This window comes from Pontibacter mangrovi (assembly GCF_006385705.1).
GTDB classification, from domain to species: Bacteria; Bacteroidota; Bacteroidia; order Cytophagales; family Hymenobacteraceae; genus Pontibacter; species Pontibacter mangrovi.
In genome coordinates this window covers 262,919-280,733 of record NZ_VFRQ01000007.1, presented here as the reverse complement: position 1 = coordinate 280,733, position 17,815 = coordinate 262,919, and the positions used below count along the sequence as shown (strand labels likewise).

General features: G+C 40.8%; 11 protein-coding genes. 9 read left to right on the top strand and 2 right to left on the bottom strand.

Going from position 1 to position 17,815, the window contains the following annotated elements:
• Positions 1-213: 213 nt before the first annotated feature.
• The 3 genes from FJM65_RS14670 to FJM65_RS14660 all read left to right on the top strand — a co-directional run bounded on the left by FJM65_RS14670 (position 214) and on the right by FJM65_RS14660 (position 5,542).
• Positions 214-2,850 (top strand): McrB family protein, encoded by a 2,637-nt coding sequence (locus FJM65_RS14670; RefSeq protein ID WP_140622298.1) that lies wholly within the window; start codon positions 214-216, stop codon positions 2,848-2,850.
• Entirely contained in the window at positions 2,843-4,210 is a 1,368-nt protein-coding gene (locus FJM65_RS14665; RefSeq protein WP_140622297.1) for an McrC family protein, read from the top strand. The genes FJM65_RS14670 and FJM65_RS14665 overlap by 8 nt, the downstream gene beginning before the upstream one ends.
• 108 nt (positions 4,211-4,318) lie before the next feature.
• On the top strand, positions 4,319-5,542 hold the full coding sequence (locus FJM65_RS14660; protein ID WP_140622296.1) for an IS256 family transposase: 1,224 nt from the start codon (positions 4,319-4,321) through the stop codon (positions 5,540-5,542).
• A gap of 38 nt (positions 5,543-5,580) precedes the next feature.
• Here FJM65_RS14660 and FJM65_RS14655 read toward each other — a convergent pair whose 3' ends face one another.
• Together FJM65_RS14655 and FJM65_RS14650 are read right to left on the bottom strand one after the other, a co-directional pair.
• Complete coding sequence (locus FJM65_RS14655; RefSeq protein ID WP_140622295.1) at positions 5,581-6,573, bottom strand: hypothetical protein; 993 nt, start codon at positions 6,571-6,573, stop codon at positions 5,581-5,583.
• 42 nt (positions 6,574-6,615) lie between these two features.
• Positions 6,616-7,671: a phospholipase D-like domain-containing protein gene (locus FJM65_RS14650; RefSeq protein WP_140622294.1), complete on the bottom strand. Its 1,056-nt coding sequence runs from the start codon at positions 7,669-7,671 to the stop codon at positions 6,616-6,618.
• 617 nt (positions 7,672-8,288) lie between these two features.
• Here FJM65_RS14650 and FJM65_RS14645 point away from each other — a divergent pair.
• The 6 genes from FJM65_RS14645 to FJM65_RS14620 all read left to right on the top strand — a co-directional run bounded on the left by FJM65_RS14645 (position 8,289) and on the right by FJM65_RS14620 (position 17,795).
• A complete protein-coding gene (locus FJM65_RS14645; RefSeq protein WP_140622293.1) occupies positions 8,289-8,690 on the top strand; it encodes a DUF6530 family protein in 402 nt (133 codons plus the stop codon).
• Positions 8,691-8,785: 95 nt separating this feature from the next.
• Positions 8,786-11,584, top strand: coding sequence for a type I restriction endonuclease subunit R (locus FJM65_RS14640; RefSeq protein ID WP_140622292.1), 2,799 nt, complete (start codon positions 8,786-8,788; stop codon positions 11,582-11,584).
• Positions 11,584-13,260 carry a class I SAM-dependent DNA methyltransferase gene (locus FJM65_RS14635; protein ID WP_140622291.1) on the top strand — a complete coding sequence of 559 codons (1,677 nt, stop codon included), beginning with the start codon at positions 11,584-11,586 and terminating at the stop codon, positions 13,258-13,260. The genes FJM65_RS14640 and FJM65_RS14635 overlap by 1 nt, the downstream gene beginning before the upstream one ends.
• Complete coding sequence (locus FJM65_RS14630) at positions 13,257-14,852, top strand: restriction endonuclease subunit S (RefSeq protein WP_140622290.1); 1,596 nt, start codon at positions 13,257-13,259, stop codon at positions 14,850-14,852. Before FJM65_RS14635 ends, FJM65_RS14630 begins: the two co-directional genes overlap by 4 nt.
• Positions 14,833-16,656, top strand: coding sequence for a restriction system-associated AAA family ATPase (locus FJM65_RS14625; RefSeq protein WP_140622289.1), 1,824 nt, complete (start codon positions 14,833-14,835; stop codon positions 16,654-16,656). The genes FJM65_RS14630 and FJM65_RS14625 overlap by 20 nt, the downstream gene beginning before the upstream one ends.
• Positions 16,656-17,795, top strand: coding sequence for a hypothetical protein (locus FJM65_RS14620; protein WP_140622288.1), 1,140 nt, complete (start codon positions 16,656-16,658; stop codon positions 17,793-17,795). The genes FJM65_RS14625 and FJM65_RS14620 overlap by 1 nt, the downstream gene beginning before the upstream one ends.
• Positions 17,796-17,815: the final 20 nt, after the last annotated feature.

Sequence of the window (17,815 nt, the reverse complement as noted above, 5' to 3'; positions counted from 1 at the left end):
GTGTTCAAACTTTATCCTCTACCTAGCGAGATATGAAAATTTGTTATCATAATGATGCCACCCCGCCATCGACTTTCATTTCGAAAAGATAAGTATGATGTTTCTTTACGATATAATATATAACTATATTTATACTTGTGAAGCTAATCGATGTGCTTAATAATTAGAACAATTAGCTACTGCTAATTAACTGTAAGGAAAACAGACAAATGTATGAAGGTTTGGATTGAGAAAAAGCTCGTAAAGGGCAGAGACGACAGGCTGCAAGGTGAGCCTATCTTGGGTAAGGCCCTGTGGTCGGGTACGAAGAGCAGCAGTGGCGTCGACATCTACAGCACCATGCGGGCGGTGGCGCCAGACGACGTCATCCTGCACCTAACGGACAACTACGGCATCACCGGCGTCTCGCGTGCCGCAGACAAATTTAAGGAGGCGGACGGTACGGAACATTCCAATGGGGAAGGCCCGGCTTATATGGTGCCACTGAAGGAGTTTCAGACCCTGGACCCAGTGGTCACCAGGGACGAGCTGCTGCGGGAGGAGAATAGGGAGCTGCTGGATAGCATCAGGAAGCAGGGCAAAGTGTTCTACAACAAAAAGCTGGAGTTGAACCAGGGCGCCTATCTCACCGAATCACCGGCTGAACTGACTAGGCTGATTAACTCTATCTACTGCACTCAAGCGGGCCAGGACCTGCCGTACATAGATGGCTTGCTACAGTCTCAAAACCGATACTCGGTTGGCGCCGATCCAGACAAGTGGGAGGAGCTTAAAGGTGCGGTGAAGCGGATTGACGACCGTGAGGCGGTGGAGAAGTTCTTTGACGCTGCCGGGCATGTGCTCACCAAGCTTAACCTTTCCAGCGAAGATCAGCTCGTCTATGCCGCTGCCTTAGCTAAGCCTAACAGGATGCAGCTAACGATTGGTGGTAAGTACGTGACTAGTCTCCAAAGGAGTGGACGGAATGTCATCTTGGGCTTCTACGTGCCCTCTTCACAAGTAGGTGAGCTGCGCCAAAAGTACCCGAGCCTAGGCGTAGGTGAGGAAGGTGGCGGCAGTAAACACAATCCGTTAAGGTGGGTGTCATTAGAAGCAGCGGCAGTTAATGTTAATGACTTTTTTGAGGCGATCACTGTGCCTGCTGAAGACAGCAGGAGGAAACAAAGAGTGTCACAGTTCAGGGCGCAGTTCGCTCACCTGCACAACAAATGGATCATCGAGGCGGCCAAGAACCCGGAGGTAAGGAGCCGCCTTTTCGAGACCACAGCGCATTACCTGATGGGTGCCTACTGGGACGGGCATAACCCGGAGGACCAGACCGGCAGGTTCGTAGAGCAGGGTATCTGGGAAAACGGCTATGACGATAAGTTCCTAAACGAAGTGAGCGCCGTCCCCGTGGGCAGCCTCATCGCCATCAAGTCCGTTTTCACAAGAGAGAAGACAAAGCCCGTTATGGCGATCAAGGCCAGGGGAAAGGTAACAGCGAACCCGAAGGACGGAAAGCGTCTGCAGGTGGCCTGGGAGAAAGGCTTTGTTCCGTTTGAGGTAGACTTCAACGGCGGCTACTGGTCCACTATCAGCACGGTCGAGAAGGCAGAGCACATCAAAGCGATTTGGGGCAAGAGAGAAGTAAAAAAAGAGAACATGAATTACCCGCTTAATACCATCTTCTACGGTCCTCCCGGCACCGGCAAGACCTACACCACGCTTTTGCGCGCCGCAGAGATTATTGAAGAAAGGAAGATAGAAAGCTACGACGAGGCCATGAGGGTCTTCAATGATAACCTTGGGGACAGAATCGAGTTTATCACCTTCCACCAGAACTATAGCTACGAAGACTTCATTCAGGGGCTGAGGCCAGACATGGAGGGCAGCACGGAGCTTTCCTTCAGCAGGGTGGATGGCGTGTTCAAGTGCATCGCAGACAGGGCCCTGCACAACCTGAGGCTGTCGGAGAAGGAGCCGGAGGAGGTGTCCAGAGAATTGCTTTTTGAAGATGCCCTGAACAGGTTCATTGAGCAGGTGCAGGAAAGTGGGGAAAAGTTTAAGATCACGGAAGCTGCCCACATCTCCGAGGTGGAGGAGGATGCCTTCCGCTACACCGGCGATAAGTGGAGGCATACCAATGGGCTTAGGATGAAGTTCAGCGACCTGCGAGAGATGTACAGGCATAGTGTCACAAGCAGGAAGGAGGCAAAGGAGCTAAAGACGATCTCGCGCCCAGCCTATCACGATATAACCTATTACTTTTTAGTCTACCAGCACATCCTAAAGCATGTCGCTGACAGTATGGAGGCGCCGGCGAAAGTGGAGCGGCAGAACTACGTGCTCATCATCGACGAGATTAACCGCGCCAATATTTCCAGGGTGTTCGGTGAATTGATCACGCTGCTGGAGCCGGACAAGCGCTCCCACGGGGCCATTCCGCTCAGGTGCACGCTGCCCTCGGGTGAGGAGTTCACCGTGCCCTCTAACCTCTATATCATCGGCACGATGAATACGGCCGATAAATCCATTGCGCTGCTGGATATTGCGCTTAGAAGGCGCTTTGAGTTCGAGGCCATGTACCCGCAGTATCAGCTGGAGGGGCAAGAAGTATATGATGCTGACGTGCTGGAAAGAATCAATAAGAAAGTGGTGGAACTGAAGGGATATGACTTCCAGATCGGGCATGCCTACTTCATGGGGGAGAACAGAAACCTGGTGGAGCGCATGAACAAGAAGGTGATCCCGCTGCTTTTGGAGTACTTCATGAACGATGAGAAGGAGGTGAAAGGTATCCTGGCTAATGCCGGCCTGGATATAGAAGATAACGCTTGGCCACTCAAGATAAGGGGACGGCGTGATTAACCTCTTTGAGTACCAGAACAAGGCCGAGCTTCCATGCGAGCTAGAGGGGCTGGAGGATTTCCTGGATGAGGTGTGGAAGAAACGGGACAAGTCGGACTTTTACCTGAACGGCGATTCGGACAGGGTAGAGGTGCAGCAGTTTATCCAGTTCCTGCACAGGACCAGGGAGATCAAGTCCAACAAGTACGTGGGTGTGATCCACTTTGGGGGCCGGCGCGTTAACCTCTTGCCCAAGATCTTCTACCGTCCAGGCGTTGAGCCTTCGGAGGGTGAGGTGCAGGGCATGCAGCAGCATATCCTCTGGTGGCTCAGCTACTGCCGCAAAATCAAATTCCCCAGCTACCAGACCGCCTTGGGCAGCCTGAAGAGCGACTTCTTTGAGGTGCTGATCTACCTGTTCTCTAAGTACACCCGGGAGCTGCTATCAAGCTCCATTTACCAGCAGTACGAGGAGGTGAGCCGGGAGCTGCCCTATATCAAAGGACGATTAGATACCAATGCCTACGTTAACGAGAATATCTCTAGGGGCCGTTGGCACAGGCTCAGCTGTACGTACGATGCCTTTGTGGTGGACAACAGGTTCAACCGCATCATCAAGTACGTAACAAGCCTGCTCTTCACCGTCACCACAAGCTCAGAGAACAAAAAATACCTGCGCGAGATCCTCTTTATCCTCGATGAGGTGAGCGAGGTGAGGGCCACGGCCGAGGAATGCGCCTGCCTCAAGTTCAACCCCATGTTCAGTGAGTTTGAAACGGTGCGCGATTACTGCTATCTCTTTCTGAGCAGCAGCGTGTCCTTTAGCTACAAGAACGACCTGAAGCTGTTTGCCTTCCTGCTGCCCATGGAATACGTCTTCGAGGATTTCGTCTTCGGCTTTATCGAAAAAGAAGTGAAAGAGGTGCAGGCCAAGGCGCAGGTGACGTCGCAGTACCTGGACCATGGGCAGGCATTCGCACTTCGCCCGGACCTGCTGCTGCAGATTGGCGACAGGAGCGTCATTGCGGACACCAAGTACAAGATTGTCTACTCAGACGAAAAGGACCCCAAGAAGGGAGTATTGCAGGCGGACCTGTACCAGATGCTAGCCTACGCCGTGCGTTTCAATGTTGATGAGGTCATACTCTTCTATCCAAAAACCATTGAAGGTTACCAGGAGAAGGTAGCAGAACTACTAATTGTGGATGAATTAGCGGGAGGGAGGAGAATAAAAGTAAAGGCTTTTCAGCTACCTATTATTACTGAAAATCTTTCTTTCCACGAAGATAGAAAAGACGTTGCACTGTCACTTTTATTTGACGCTGTTAAAGATGATTTAATTAGCAGTATCAGAAAATCGCTAATAATCTGCGATAGGTAAAACACCAAGTTCAAGACACCTCTTAAACTTTATGGAGTAGATTTCTCTGCGAGGCTGTAAGATAAAATGTGTCAAAGGATTAGCAGTATTACCTTTAACACAGTCAACATGGAAGAGAAAAACGAGCTGGATCTGGACAAGATCAAGCGCCAGTTCCTGGAGGAGTTCCGGAGCGGCAAACCCACCTTCGGCAAAGACGGAGCACTTGGTCCTTTGCTGAAACACTTCTTAGAGGCCGCCCTGGACGCGGAGATGGACCTGCACCTGTCGCAAGAGCAGCGCCAACAAGGCAACCGCCGCAACGGCAAAGTCAGCAAACAGGTCCGCACCTCGGACAGCACCATTGAGGTGGCCTCGTCCCGCGACCGCTCGGCCAGCTTCGAGCCGCAGATCATCAAAAAAAGGGAGACGGTGCTGGCCGAGAACCTCGAGCCCCGCATCCTGAGCATGTACGGCTTGGGGATGAGCCTGCGCGACATCTCGGCCCATCTTAAGGATATGTACGATATGGACATTTCCCACGACACGCTCGCCGCTCTCACCGAGAAGATAGTGCCCCAGGTAAAGGAGTGGCAGGCACGGCCGCTGGATAGGCTCTACTGCATCGTCTGGCTGGACGCCATGCACTACAAGGTGCGGCAGGAAGGGCGCACCGTCTCCAAGGCCGTCTACAACATCCTGGGCATTGACCGCCACGGCCACAAGGAGCTGCTGGGCGTGTACGTCTCCGAAAGCGAGGGGGCTACCTTCTGGCTCTCAGTGCTCACGGACCTGCAGCAGCGGGGCGTTGCCGACATGCTCATCGCCTGCATCGATAACCTCAAGGGCTTTGCCGAAGCCATCAGCAGTGTTTTCCCTCAGGCCGAGGTGCAGAGCTGCATTGTCCACCAGATCCGCAATAGCATCAAGTATGTAGGCTCAAAGGATCAGAAAGAGTTCATGCGGGACCTAAAGCCGGTCTACCGGGCTGAGTCAAAAGAACTGGCTGAGCTCCGGCTGCTGGAACTGGAGGAGAAGTGGGGCAGAAAGTACCCCAAGGTGCTCGAGAGCTGGCAACGGAACTGGGACAAGCTGAGCACGTACTTTAAGTACACCGAGCCGATCAGAAAGCTGATCTATACCACCAACACCATCGAGGGCTTTCACCGCCAGGTGCGCAAGGTGACCAAAACGAAGGGGGGTTTCCCATCAGATATGGCCCTGCTGAAGCTGATTTACCTCTCGCACCAGAACATCAGCAAAAAGTGGGTGATGCCACTTGCCAACTGGAGCCAGACGGCCCAGCAGCTCTCGATCTGGTTTGGGGACAGGATGCAGCTGGACTTGAAGTGAGACGCACTTCAAAAGTTTGGCCCTGTTGCTGTAAGGATTCACACCAGTACACCAACAGGGCCAGTAAATGGGAAGAAGGAAATGACACAGTTTAAATTACACTCCCTTCTCTTTAAAAATAGATCACTAATTGCAGAGTCTACAGAGAGTCCAAGGTGGAAAGGTTCTTTGATGATTGGCTCAGCAGTTGCTTTCCAGCTGTTAAACTTCTCCATATTTATTTGCTCTATGATTCTTGTCAGTTTAACAGACTCGTTAGTTTCAATATTGATGCCTTCCAAAAGTATGTCTCCTCCGCCAACATAATAATTATAAAGCGTTAGTTTAATTGGAAGGAAAGAACTTGTTTTATTTGTTAGATAGGGGGTAGGGTCAAAAATAGGCAAAACCACAACGGTCAAAGTTATTGGGTAACTTTTGTTGTTCACAAAAGCTACCCAAGCTCCCATGATAATTAGCTTTTGATTACCGAAGTGTAGTATACCTCCATCAATTAGCTGCTCTTGGAAGTGATGAGTTAATTGTTTTCTTTCTTCTTGCCTCTTTTTCCTAAGTTCTTTGTCCTCATAAAGATCATTTATAAGCTGCAAAGGTGTTAGCACTTTGGATAAGAAAGCAATGCCTCCAAATGAGTGATTTGTGTCATGAACTTTACCATTTCTGATAAGTCGAAGTTGATCATATATTTGAGGGTTTGTCGGCTCAAAGTAGCCATTGTGCAAAAACCACTTGAGTAGTTTCTGGAGAGTTATATTCTTTTTTGGCTTATTGTTTAGCTCGTCATACTTCAGCCTAAGAGCTCTCTCTAGCGTAATAATAGATTGTGTTAGCGCAACATCAATAAACTGATATTCGAAGTAGGCCTGCCTTAGTAGTTTCCAAGCTAGTGCAAAGCCGTCTTTTACCTGCTGGGGAGCATTATCATTGATGAATAGTTCAGGTACTATCTTAGATAAATATTCCTCATAAGTATTAATCTTCCAAACTGCTTTCCAGATACCATCAGGTTCTACTTCTATTTTATTTATCATAGCTAGACTTGTTACTATAACAAAGGCAATGTATTAACGCACTTATATCCGACTCCTTTTTATTTTAACAAGCCGCATTTTCCTGCCTAATCTCTCTCTTCTGAAGTCTTTTAGTAGGACATCAAATTCATAAGATCCCTTTTCAGGTAATTTAAGCTCAGGAAAACGGCCAATTTGTTCAGTGTCGAAGAATGGCAGCTCAAAGTGTTTATTGAAAAAGCTTAGTATTTCTTCGCGTTCTGGACGGCTAAATGCTGCCTTCAAAGAATACTTTGTTTCCTCCGGTTGTTGTTTATTATTGTCAGGCTTTGCTTGGCTATTGATAACTGCCCTATAAACTACTATCTCATCTTCAGTTTCTTCAGGTAATTCCCACCAGTTTCTAGATGAACCATGCGTTTTTCTACGTACTGGCTCCTCTTTCTCCCAATGCCAAAGTTTATTTCCCTGTGAGTTAACAGGTTTTAATTCATGCCCTTTCAATGGAGCCTCTACAACAATATTTGCATAATAGGAGAATTTTATAAGATCAGTAGCTGTAAGTTCTTTGCTTCTTCTACTCTGGTATGGGAAAAAGGGCCCCTTTCGAATTGCATATAAGCGATCACTGAAACTCATCTTATAGGACTTAGGCTCTGCATTGATGATCCGACCACTATTTATAACAGTGGCTTTAAAGTCTACTTCCTCATTACTTTTGATGTCTACTGCTCTGATATAGACATCTTGATTCACTCTTCCTAATCCTAAACTTTGTAAATCAGCTGCATTCTCACCCAGCAGCATAACAGTCTGATTGGGTAACTCTGTTATGTTATTTCCTATAAAGGGAATAGTATAGACTAATTCGCTTTCTTGATTAGCTTCAGTTTTATCGTTTTGAATAGATTGGTATATCTCTAATAAACTAGGATCATAAGCTTCATATTTATTCTTTATCTCATACAAGTAATCATTAACCTGATTATATAATTGTGAGTCTCTATCACAGTTAATAACAGTGCTTGCCTCCATGTTACCTCCATTCAGGGCACGGTTGGTTAAGTTATGGCTTCCGATCCAGATTTCAGCCTTCTGATCAGGAAGATCAAATAGCATGATTTTAGCATGCAGCAGAGTCTTAGGCAGCAGAGGGTGGTCTTTTGATCTCTTAGCTTTTCGAAGATGTAAATACAGGTAGTAGCACCTAAATGGTAATGATCATCAATGCTAATTATGTCTGTAGGCTTGTGTATATCAATACAGTAAAAGGAATCTTCTTTTCCTAAAAGAGTGTGAAACGCAGGCCCTAAGAAATCAGGTCTTATAACCCAATATGCTACGCACCCTCGGATCGACTCTGCTACCCTAATAGTTTGTTTAAGTCTGTTTTTAATGTTGGCATTATTTAAATTGCCTGGTATAAGATTTATTTCCATTGATCTTTGATGATGGTTCTATACAGTCCTAGTTCTTATAATATTTGTAGAGTGTAAAACCCTTTTATATCAGTCTAACTCACTAAGGCTAATTTGCATCTATAATTGTGTTGAGAGACTTAAGAAAAAATTAGTTGCTCTGTTTCAAAGTTATAACTGCAACAACTTCACAATATCCAATATTTTATTTAATATTCTAAATGCTATATTTTATCTTGTAAGAAATATGAACTGCCCTTAGCCTCATTATTTTGATAATTCCAAATTAACGATCTTTTCTTTGTTAGTATAGCTAAAATGAATGCACCTGAGCACTTACAACACAAACCTATAGTTGCTGTCAATGACTATGACAAAATTGATGGGCCTCACGCACATCATACCGATACAAGAGCTTTATCAATTGGTCAAGCTCAGTATGACGGTAACCATATTTCTGGGAAAGTTTGGAGACATACAGGTAACAAGTGGAGTAGACAAAGCGAAGAAATGCCAATTCATAGATCTATAGATCTTGCGACTCTTTTTGTAGCTTCTCTTTTAGCTAGTAATGGGGTAAAAGCACCACTCTCAAATTTAAATGAGCAAGTTGTAGATGGAAATAAGTTAAAGGCTATACATGATTACTATCTAAAGCATGAGACTATTATAAAGCCTAAGTTAGAAGAACTTAAAAGAGTACTTGATAAACTACTTTAATCAAAGAAAAGAAAGTTAAGCCATTACCAGAGATAGCTTCTCTTAAGATTTAATGATAACTCAAGAACGATCTTAATACTTTAGGTGTGCTTTTTATGAATGAGGCAAAAACCAGAAAAGAAATAATTGACAAACGCTTAAAACAAGCCGGCTGGAATGTCAATGACTATACCCAGGTTATTCTTGAGTATGATATAAATGTTGGTTTACCACATGAGGTTAATGAACCTTTGACACCTTACAATGGACATCAATTCAGTGACTACGTCCTTTTAGGAAAAAATGGCAAACCACTCGCAGTAGTTGAGGCTAAAAAAACATCAGTTGATGCAGCTATTGGGCGAGAGCAGGCTAAACAATATTGCTATAACATTAAGAATCAGCATGGAAGTGACTTGCCTTTCTGTTTTTATACAAATGGGCATGAAATCTTCTTTTGGGATTTAGAAAATTATCCACCTAGGAAAGTACATGGTTTTCCTACAAAGGATGATTTACAGCGATACAAAAATCTTCGCCTATCCAGGAAAGCCTTAGCCAATGAATTTATCAATACTAAAATTGCTGGACGGGACTATCAACAACGTGCAATTCGTTCGGTATTAGAAGCTATTGAAAAAAGGAAGCGTAAGTTTCTCCTAGTTATGGCGACAGGAACAGGAAAGACAAGAACTTGTATTTCTTTGGTTGAATCTTTGATGAGAGCTGGTTGGGCTGAGAAAGTACTCTTTCTTGTCGACAGAGTTGCATTACGAGACCAAACGTTGGATGCATTCAAGGAACATTTACCAAATGAACCAACGTGGCCTAAAGTTGGAGAGAAATCTATAGCGAGAGACAGGCGAATTTATGTCTCAACATACCCAACCATGTTGAACATCATTCGTGATAAAGAAAATACTCTGTCTCCTCACTTTTTTGATTTAGTTGTGGTAGACGAGAGCCATAGAAGCATCTACAACACATATCAAGAAATTCTAAACTACTTTAATACTATCACACTAGGATTAACAGCCACCCCAACGGATGTTATTGATCATAATACATTTGAGCTTTTTGAGTGTGAGGATGGGGTGCCAACCTATGCCTATTCATACGAAGAAGCTGTAAATAATATTCCTCCTTACCTGTGTAATTTCCAGGTAATGAAAATCAAAACAAAATTCCAAGATGAAGGGATTAATAAGCGAACTATTTCTTTAGAGGACCAAAAGAAGTTAATACTAGAAGGAAAAGAAATTGAAGAGATTAATTATGAAGGAACTGAATTAGAGAAAACAGTTAGCAATAGAGGGACTAATGCCCTTATTGTAAAAACCTTCATGGAAGATTGTATTAAGGATCCTAACGGGGTACTTCCTGGTAAAACAATCTTCTTTTGTGTTGGGAAGAAGCATGCTAGAGAAATTGAGCAAATCTTTGACAACCTTTATCCAGAATATAAAGGTGAATTAGCCAAAGTCATCGTTTCTGATGATCCCAGGGCTTATGGAAAGGGCGGCTTGCTTGACCAATTCACTCACAATAATATGCCTAGAGTCGCTATAAGTGTTGACATGCTGGACACTGGTATAGATGTCAGAGAAATAGTCAATCTCGTTTTTGCCAAACCTGTTTTTTCATACACAAAGTTTTGGCAGATGATCGGACGTGGCACTCGTTTATTAGAGCCCTCCAAAATAAAACCTTGGTGTACAGAGAAGGATGCTTTCCTCATTATGGATTGTTGGGATAACTTTGAGTACTTCAAATTAAATCCAAAAGGGAAAGAGTTGAAGCCTCAGATTCCACTTCCGGTAAAGCTCTTTGGTTTACGGCTTGATAAGATTGAAAAGGCAATTGAACTAAATGAATCTGAAATTTCTAAAAAAGAAATAACCAAGCTAAGAAAGCAAATTGCAGAGCTACCACAAAACTCTGTTGTGATAATGGATGCCAAAAGTGATTTGCAGCGGCTAGAAGATGATAACTTTTGGAATAACTTAGGTGGTGATAAAATTGTTTTTTTAAGAACGGTTGTGAAGCCCCTTTTAAGAACAATTTCTGACAAGGATTTTAAAGCTATGCGTTTTGAAAAGGATATTGTAGAAGTATCCTTGGCTCGTCTAAGTCAGGAAACTGACAAGTTTGAGACATTAAAAGATAGTATAGTTGAAATAATAGCCGAGCTACCTACTTCCATTAACATTGTAGCTAAAGAAGCCGACCTAATCCGGATAGCTCAAACGAATCAATATTGGGCGGCAAATGATGAGCAGAAGTATGATATCCTAATTGAAAGGCTTGCTCCTCTGATGCGATACATTGAATCAACTGTAGCTCCGCTAGGAATGGCAAGGTTTAACCTACAGGATATTATCACACAGAAAGAATATATTGAATTTGGTCCACAGCATGAATCCGTTAGTATTAGCCGATACAAAGAGTTAGTTGAAGAAAAAATTAATGAGCTCAAAGAAATTAACCCGCTTTTGATTAAGATTAGAAGTGGTGATCAAATTACTGAAGAAGAAGCTCAGCAATTAGCAGTAGAGCTTTACGAAGAACATCCAAATATTACTGTTGACCTTTTGAGGAGAGTGTATAATCATCGAAAAGCTCAACTAGTGCAGTTTATTAAGCACATTTTGGGAATTGAAATTCTGGAATCTTTTCCTGAAACAGTTGCTAAAGTATTTACTGATTTTATTACTACACACAGCTATTTAAGTAGTCGGCAACTCCAATTTTTGGACTTGCTCAAAAACTATATCATTGAAAGAGGTGAACTGCAAAAACGCAATCTAATTGAAGCACCTTTCACTATGATTCATCCTGAAGGTATCAGAGGGATTTTCAATCCAAATGAAATTGATGAAATACTTAATATAACGCATAAACTTTTAGCAGCATAATGTTACAGAATAACGCTACACTTAAATCACACATAAACAGTCTTTGGAATACATTTTGGAGCGGGGGTATCAGTAATCCTTTGACGGCGATAGAGCAAATTACCTATTTGCTTTTCATGAAGCGATTAGATGATATGGATTCCAAAAGAATTCGTGATGCTGAATGGACAGGAGAGGCCTATGAGTCACGTTTTAGTGGAACATATATACCTTATGTTGATGAGACTAAATTTGAATTTGACAAAAAGAAAGCAGGAACATTCTGGGAACATGAAGTTGATCAGTTAAGAGAAGCTTTAGAAGAAGCTAAAAAACCTAGATCTAAGGAAGAATTACGTTGGAGCTTTTTTAAATATATGCCAGCTGATAAAATGCTGGAACATATCAGGTATAACGTTTTTCCTTTCCTGAAATTACTGAATGGTAGCGTTTCCCCATTTACACAGCACATGGCTAATGCTGTGTTCATTATCGAAAAGCCATCTTTATTAGTTGAGGCTATAAAGAAAATTGAAGAGATTTTTCTTGAGATAGAGAAAGACGCTAATGAAGGAGGCCATTCTTTCCAGGATATTCAAGGTGATGTTTATGAAATGTTGCTTAGTGAGATTGCTACTGCAGGTAAAAATGGTCAATTCAGAACCCCAAGACATATTATTAAGCTTATAGCTGATTTAGTAGAGCCTAAACTGGGAAAACGAGTAGCAGATCCAGCTTGTGGTACGGGGGGCTTTTTATTAGGAGCATATCAATATGTTTTAACCAATTTAGTACGTCAAAAAGACCCTTCTAAGTTGGTTAAGGATAATGATGGGTTTGAGAGAGGAACTTTGTCTGCTGTTTTAACAGAAGATGTAAAGAAGATTCTGGAAGATAGCTTTTATGGCTATGATATAGATATTACCATGGTTCGTCTAGGTCTAATGAACTTGATGATGCATGGTATTGATAATCCGCATATTAATTATAAAGACACCCTTAGCAAATCTTATAATGAGGAGGCACAGTTTGATATTGTCTTGGCGAATCCTCCATTTACGGGTAGTATTGATAAAGGCGATATAAATGAAAGCTTAAAACTTCAGACCACAAAAACTGAATTGCTTTTTGTTGAGCGTATTTATACCATGCTAAAAATGGGTGGTGTGGCTGCTATTATTGTACCTCAAGGAGTACTTTTTGGTGCAGGTAAAGCCTTTGTACAACTTCGAGAAAAGTTAGTTAAAGAAGCGGATTTGAATGCCGTAATTACGATGCCAAGTGGTGTATTTAAACCATATGCAGGTGTTAGTACATCTATACTCATATTTACCAAGGGAGGTGTAACAGAGAACACTTGGTTCTACGAAATGAAGGATGACGGTTACGAACTTAATGATAGACGTACTGAGAAATTTAAAAATGGTGGAGTAAGGGATTATGGTGATTTACAGGATATTGTTGCAAAATACAGAAAGCGTAATCCTGAAACTGACACTGACAGAACAGCACAATACTTCTTTGTTCCCAAAAAGGAAATTGAAGAAAATAATTTCGACTTAAGTATGAGCAAATACCGTGATCAAGTATTTGACGAAATTAATTATATAGAGCCAGTCTTGATCTTTGAAGAACTTGAGAAACTAGAAGAAAATATTCAGGTTGAGTTGAAAGCTTTGAAAGACATGATTGTATGATGGAAACTAAAGAATACCGTTTAACAGATATATGTGACTTTCAGGGTGGAACACAACCGCCAAAGGAAGAGTGGATAGATGAGCCAAGAGAAGGTTTCGTGCGTATGCTCCAAATTCGAGACTTTACTCAAGGGAAAGAAGAGCATATTGCATATGTAAAGGATACTAAGAAGCTTAATAAATGTAACAAGAATGATATATTAATTGGTCGTTATGGAGCCTCTGTAGGGAAAATCTTAACTGGATTAGCTGGTGCTTATAATGTTGCAATCATAAAGACTATTCCAAATGAAAAGCTCCTTTCTAAGCGCTTTTTATACTATGTTTTAAGTGGTAAAAATTTTCAACATTTTATTTTAAATATTGGCGCAAGGGCTGCTCAGGCTGGTTTTAATAAGAATGATTTATCTCTTTTTAAGCTTCATGTTCCAACGTCCTTGGTTGATCAAGAAAGAATCGCTGACGTTTTAGAAAGAGCCCAGTATCTTATAAAAAAGCGAGAAAAAAGTATTGATCTGATTGATGAATTCTTAAGAATGAAATTTCTAGAGATGTTCGGTGATCCTGTTAGAAATGAGAAGGGGTGGCCTCAGAAGCCTATCAATAAAATAACAAAGGTAGGTACTGGAGGAACGCCTAGCAGAAAAAGAGAACTGGACTACTATAATGGATTAATTCCTTGGGCAAAAACAACTGAAGTTGATGGTTCATATATATATGATACTCAAGAAAAAATAACTGAATTAGCAATAAAAGATTCAAACTGTAAAGTATATCCAGAAAATACTGTTTTGCTAGCCATGTATGGGCAAGGCAAAACACGTGGTAATGTAGGAATTTTAAAAATTAGTTCTGCAACAAATCAAGCTTGCGCTGCTATATTGCCTTCTAATAATATAAACCAATTTTTTCTATTTCATGCCCTGAAAAATTCGTATTCACATCTTCGTTCATTGGCACGAGGTGGTAATCAGGAAAATTTAAATCTGAACATTGTTGGTAGAATACAGATGATTGTTCCTGATCAAAAACTACAGTATGAATTTGAACAGATTGGAGAGAAAATTGACAAATTAAAAAGTCTTTACAAAAATAATAGAAGAGTTCTAATTGAGTTATCTGACTCTCTTAGCACAAAAGCTCTTAGAGGAGATTTGGAAGTCATTAAAAGGGATTCAATTGAAAGCACAGCCAATAATGAATCTAAAAGAAGCAGTACAGACATAGCCATTGATAAAAAAAATAAAAGCTTAGCAGATTTTCATAAACTTCAGGGGGCAATAGGAGCCCCTAAAGAAATTGAAAATAAAATCGGGAAACTAGAAGTCGAGCTTAAAATAAGAGGAGAGATCCCTTTTTGGGAAGAGTATGTGAAGTATCGTTTAGTAAAAGGTAAGTTTAAGGAGCCTTTTACTTTTGATCAGCTTTGGGAGGAAATTACTAGTTTCCCTTTTGAGACAATACCGAGTTATGATAAGGTGTCAAATATGGTCTTCAAATGGCTGGCAGAAAAAGATGCTTTTATCCGCCAGCAATTTAATGCATCTACTAAAAAAATGGAATTGATAGTAAATGAAACTGCTGAGGCTTAAACTGAATACCAATTTCAGAAGCCTGCAGGCAGGTTTTGAAGTAAACTTTCTTCGTTATGATGACCAAGCAGTAATGAAGGATTTTATGCCATACTGTCTAGTAGGCAGAAACGGTAGTGGCAAATCTAACATACTTGAAGCTTTAGCAGCTATCTTCTATCATATCGAATGCATCTATCTTGATTATAAACCTGAGGGCTTTGAAGGAGAGGGTAACTTTAATGGACTTCATACAGATGGATTCTTTCCTGAGAAATGCACACCTGACGCTTTTGAGCTTGAATATCTAATTCCTTTAACAAGTGATATCACTTTAAAAAACTCTAAATATTTTGGTAGTACTTTGCCTACTACTGCCATGGTACATGTTAAGATCACCAAAGTCGTGGGCATGTCACCTAATTTTGAGTGGGTGAATAGACATCTATATGAGCCTGGCGCTCAAAATCCTCCTGGACGAAGTACTATAAAAGCACTTTTACCTCAGTTCATAATTGCGTATTCATCAGGTGAAAATGAAATACTAAGCCTTCCTTTTTTCAAAATGCGATTCATTCAATATGATGAATATGAGGATGCATTAAGAAACGAGACAGGTTACGCCCAACCAGAAGGGCGGCTTACCTATTTAGATAATCAACATAGCCAAGCTGTTTTTCTTACTAACTACCTGATGCAGGATGAAAAGATACTTAAACCTATTTATGATGCTATAGGAATAAAAGCAATTAGGCAGTTTAGAATAATTATCAATCAAAACCAGAGTATTCCAAAATATCGCTTTGAAGAAAGCAATTTAGTTGAAGAACAATCATTAGGAGACCAGTATAATGACTTTTATGAATTGACTGAACAGCTAAAACGTAAAGATGAGACTTCAAAAGATTATAAGGTCATAGATAAATTGATTAGTTGCGCAACTAGTCAGTTCTTTGATGCTACAACCAAAACACTTTATCTTGATTACTTTATCGACCTTGACAAACGTGACTCAAGAGGAGAAATTCTTAAAAATGACTTGGGTGAATTGATCGGTCATAGTGAGATGAAGAAGGCTTTCCAAGCCCATTTTAATGAAGATCCATTTGAGCTTTTTAGAGCTTTTCAAACTCTGTTAACGCTTAATCTTTATGATGTAGATCGAAAAACTAAAGAAGATCTATACCTTTCTAGTAGTCTTTATGTTAATGAGACTGTTCCTGTACTAGCATCTGAGAAACGTATCATGCGTTTCAAAGATTTTACTATTGAAAAGGAAGGTACAAGCGAGCATATATTGAGCAAATCATTATCAGATGGAGAGCATCAGTACTTACACGCATTGGGTATCTGTTTACTTTTTAGAAATACAAATTCTCTCTTCCTCTTAGATGAACCTGAAACACATTTTAATCCAGATTGGCGAGCGAAGTTTATTTCCACCTTAAGAGATTGCTTGGCACAGCCTAACAAAACAAATGTTTGTGAGTTACTTATTACCTCTCACTCTCCATTCATTGTATCTGATTGCCATCAAGAAAATGTTTTATTATTCAAAAAGAATGAACACACTAAAGTTGCTACAGTAGAGAGACCTAACTTTAACACATTTGGAGCTTCAGTAAATTTAATCACTATTGAGTTATTTAATAGAGTTGATACAATTGGCGATTTGGCTAATGAAAAAGTAATTGAGTTCGAGAAGAGGATTGCAAATGGAGAGGATCTAGAAGGGTTGAAAGAGGAAATTTTTACAACACTCGGAGACTCTGTTGAACGCACTATCCTAATTAACCAATTAATAGATAAGAGAGAAAAGAACTGATGCTATTTACATATAAGTATGTTCATAATCATGAGATACTAAAATTTCAAAGGTACTCTAATTTCCTTTTCTTAAAAGTTTGGTCAAGAGCTAGGACTCCATTTGATAGCACGAAGTTGGACCGTTGCCAGGATTTAAAAGACATATATGAATCTTTTGATTATTTAACGGATCCTGAAAAATGGGGATATCAGTTTAATCTTAGTATTGAAAAAATTTATGCCGAATTTTTAAAGCTTAGTAAAGCTCAGAAAAAGCAGTTACGGCATTGGTATAAATTAAATAATAATATACATAGCTTATTTGTAAACACTAATAAGCTGCCAATTTCTTACAAAACATTAGATCTTTTATATCCATCTTTATCTATAGAGCTTAAAAAATTTTATAAAAGACTCTATGGTAATAATTCTCCTTTCCTTTTAAAGGATTTCGGAGATTTTAATAAAATTAAAAAGAGCCATTACAAGGAGTTCTTTAATATTAATTTTGGCGGTCATGAAGGCTTATGCCCATTCTGTGGCATGAATCCAATAAAGGGTAATGACCATTCCAAACTTGAAGCATATGATCATCTAATCCCTAAAGGAAAGTACCCATTCAGCTCAATTAACTTTCAGAATCTAGCAATCATGTGTGATGAGTGTAATTCAACTTATAAACATGAAAGAATAATAATATTAACAAAGTCTAGTAAACGTGTAGCAGCTGTAAGGCGAAAGGCTTTTTACCCTTATTCTAAAAGCAAATGGCAAATTGGACTAGAGATTTCATTAACAAAGCCTTTTTCTAAAAAGCTTAAAAACAGTGAGATATCAATAAAAGCGACCTGTAGCAAAAGAGAGGATGAAGTAAAAAGTTGGATGGAAACTTTCGGTATTGAAGAAAGATATAAGGCAAAGCTTTTGGGGCAGTTCTCAGGCCAAAAGTGGTACGATAAATTTAGTAGTGGAATTCATAATGCGAGAATTAAGCAAAATAAAGACTTAACCTACGATGAATGGGCTAAAGAATTAGTTGATGAATGTAATGAGTACCCTTTAGTAGAGCTGAACTTTCTTAAGAAAGCTTTTTATGAAGAATGTTTGAGAATTAGCAAAACTAGCGCACAATCTAAGCCCAGTATTCATGTATCGTAAATGCAACATCAAACCCAGAC

Bases quoted from the DNA above. Each gene is read 5' to 3' on its own strand.
- FJM65_RS14670 (WP_140622298.1), top strand. From the start codon at position 214: ATGAAGGTTTGGATTGAGAAAAAGCTCGTAAAGGGCAGAGACGACAGG.
- FJM65_RS14660 (WP_140622296.1), top strand. From the start codon at position 4,319: ATGGAAGAGAAAAACGAGCTGGATCTGGACAAGATCAAGCGCCAGTTC.
- FJM65_RS14655 (WP_140622295.1), bottom strand. From the start codon at position 6,573: ATGATAAATAAAATAGAAGTAGAACCTGATGGTATCTGGAAAGCAGTT.
- FJM65_RS14650 (WP_140622294.1), bottom strand. From the start codon at position 7,671: ATGCTATTTGATCTTCCTGATCAGAAGGCTGAAATCTGGATCGGAAGC.
- FJM65_RS14645 (WP_140622293.1), top strand. From the start codon at position 8,289: ATGAATGCACCTGAGCACTTACAACACAAACCTATAGTTGCTGTCAAT.
- FJM65_RS14640 (WP_140622292.1), top strand. From the start codon at position 8,786: ATGAATGAGGCAAAAACCAGAAAAGAAATAATTGACAAACGCTTAAAA.
- FJM65_RS14635 (WP_140622291.1), top strand. From the start codon at position 11,584: ATGTTACAGAATAACGCTACACTTAAATCACACATAAACAGTCTTTGG.
- FJM65_RS14630 (WP_140622290.1), top strand. From the start codon at position 13,257: ATGATGGAAACTAAAGAATACCGTTTAACAGATATATGTGACTTTCAG.
- FJM65_RS14625 (WP_140622289.1), top strand. From the start codon at position 14,833: ATGAAACTGCTGAGGCTTAAACTGAATACCAATTTCAGAAGCCTGCAG.
- FJM65_RS14620 (WP_140622288.1), top strand. From the start codon at position 16,656: ATGCTATTTACATATAAGTATGTTCATAATCATGAGATACTAAAATTT.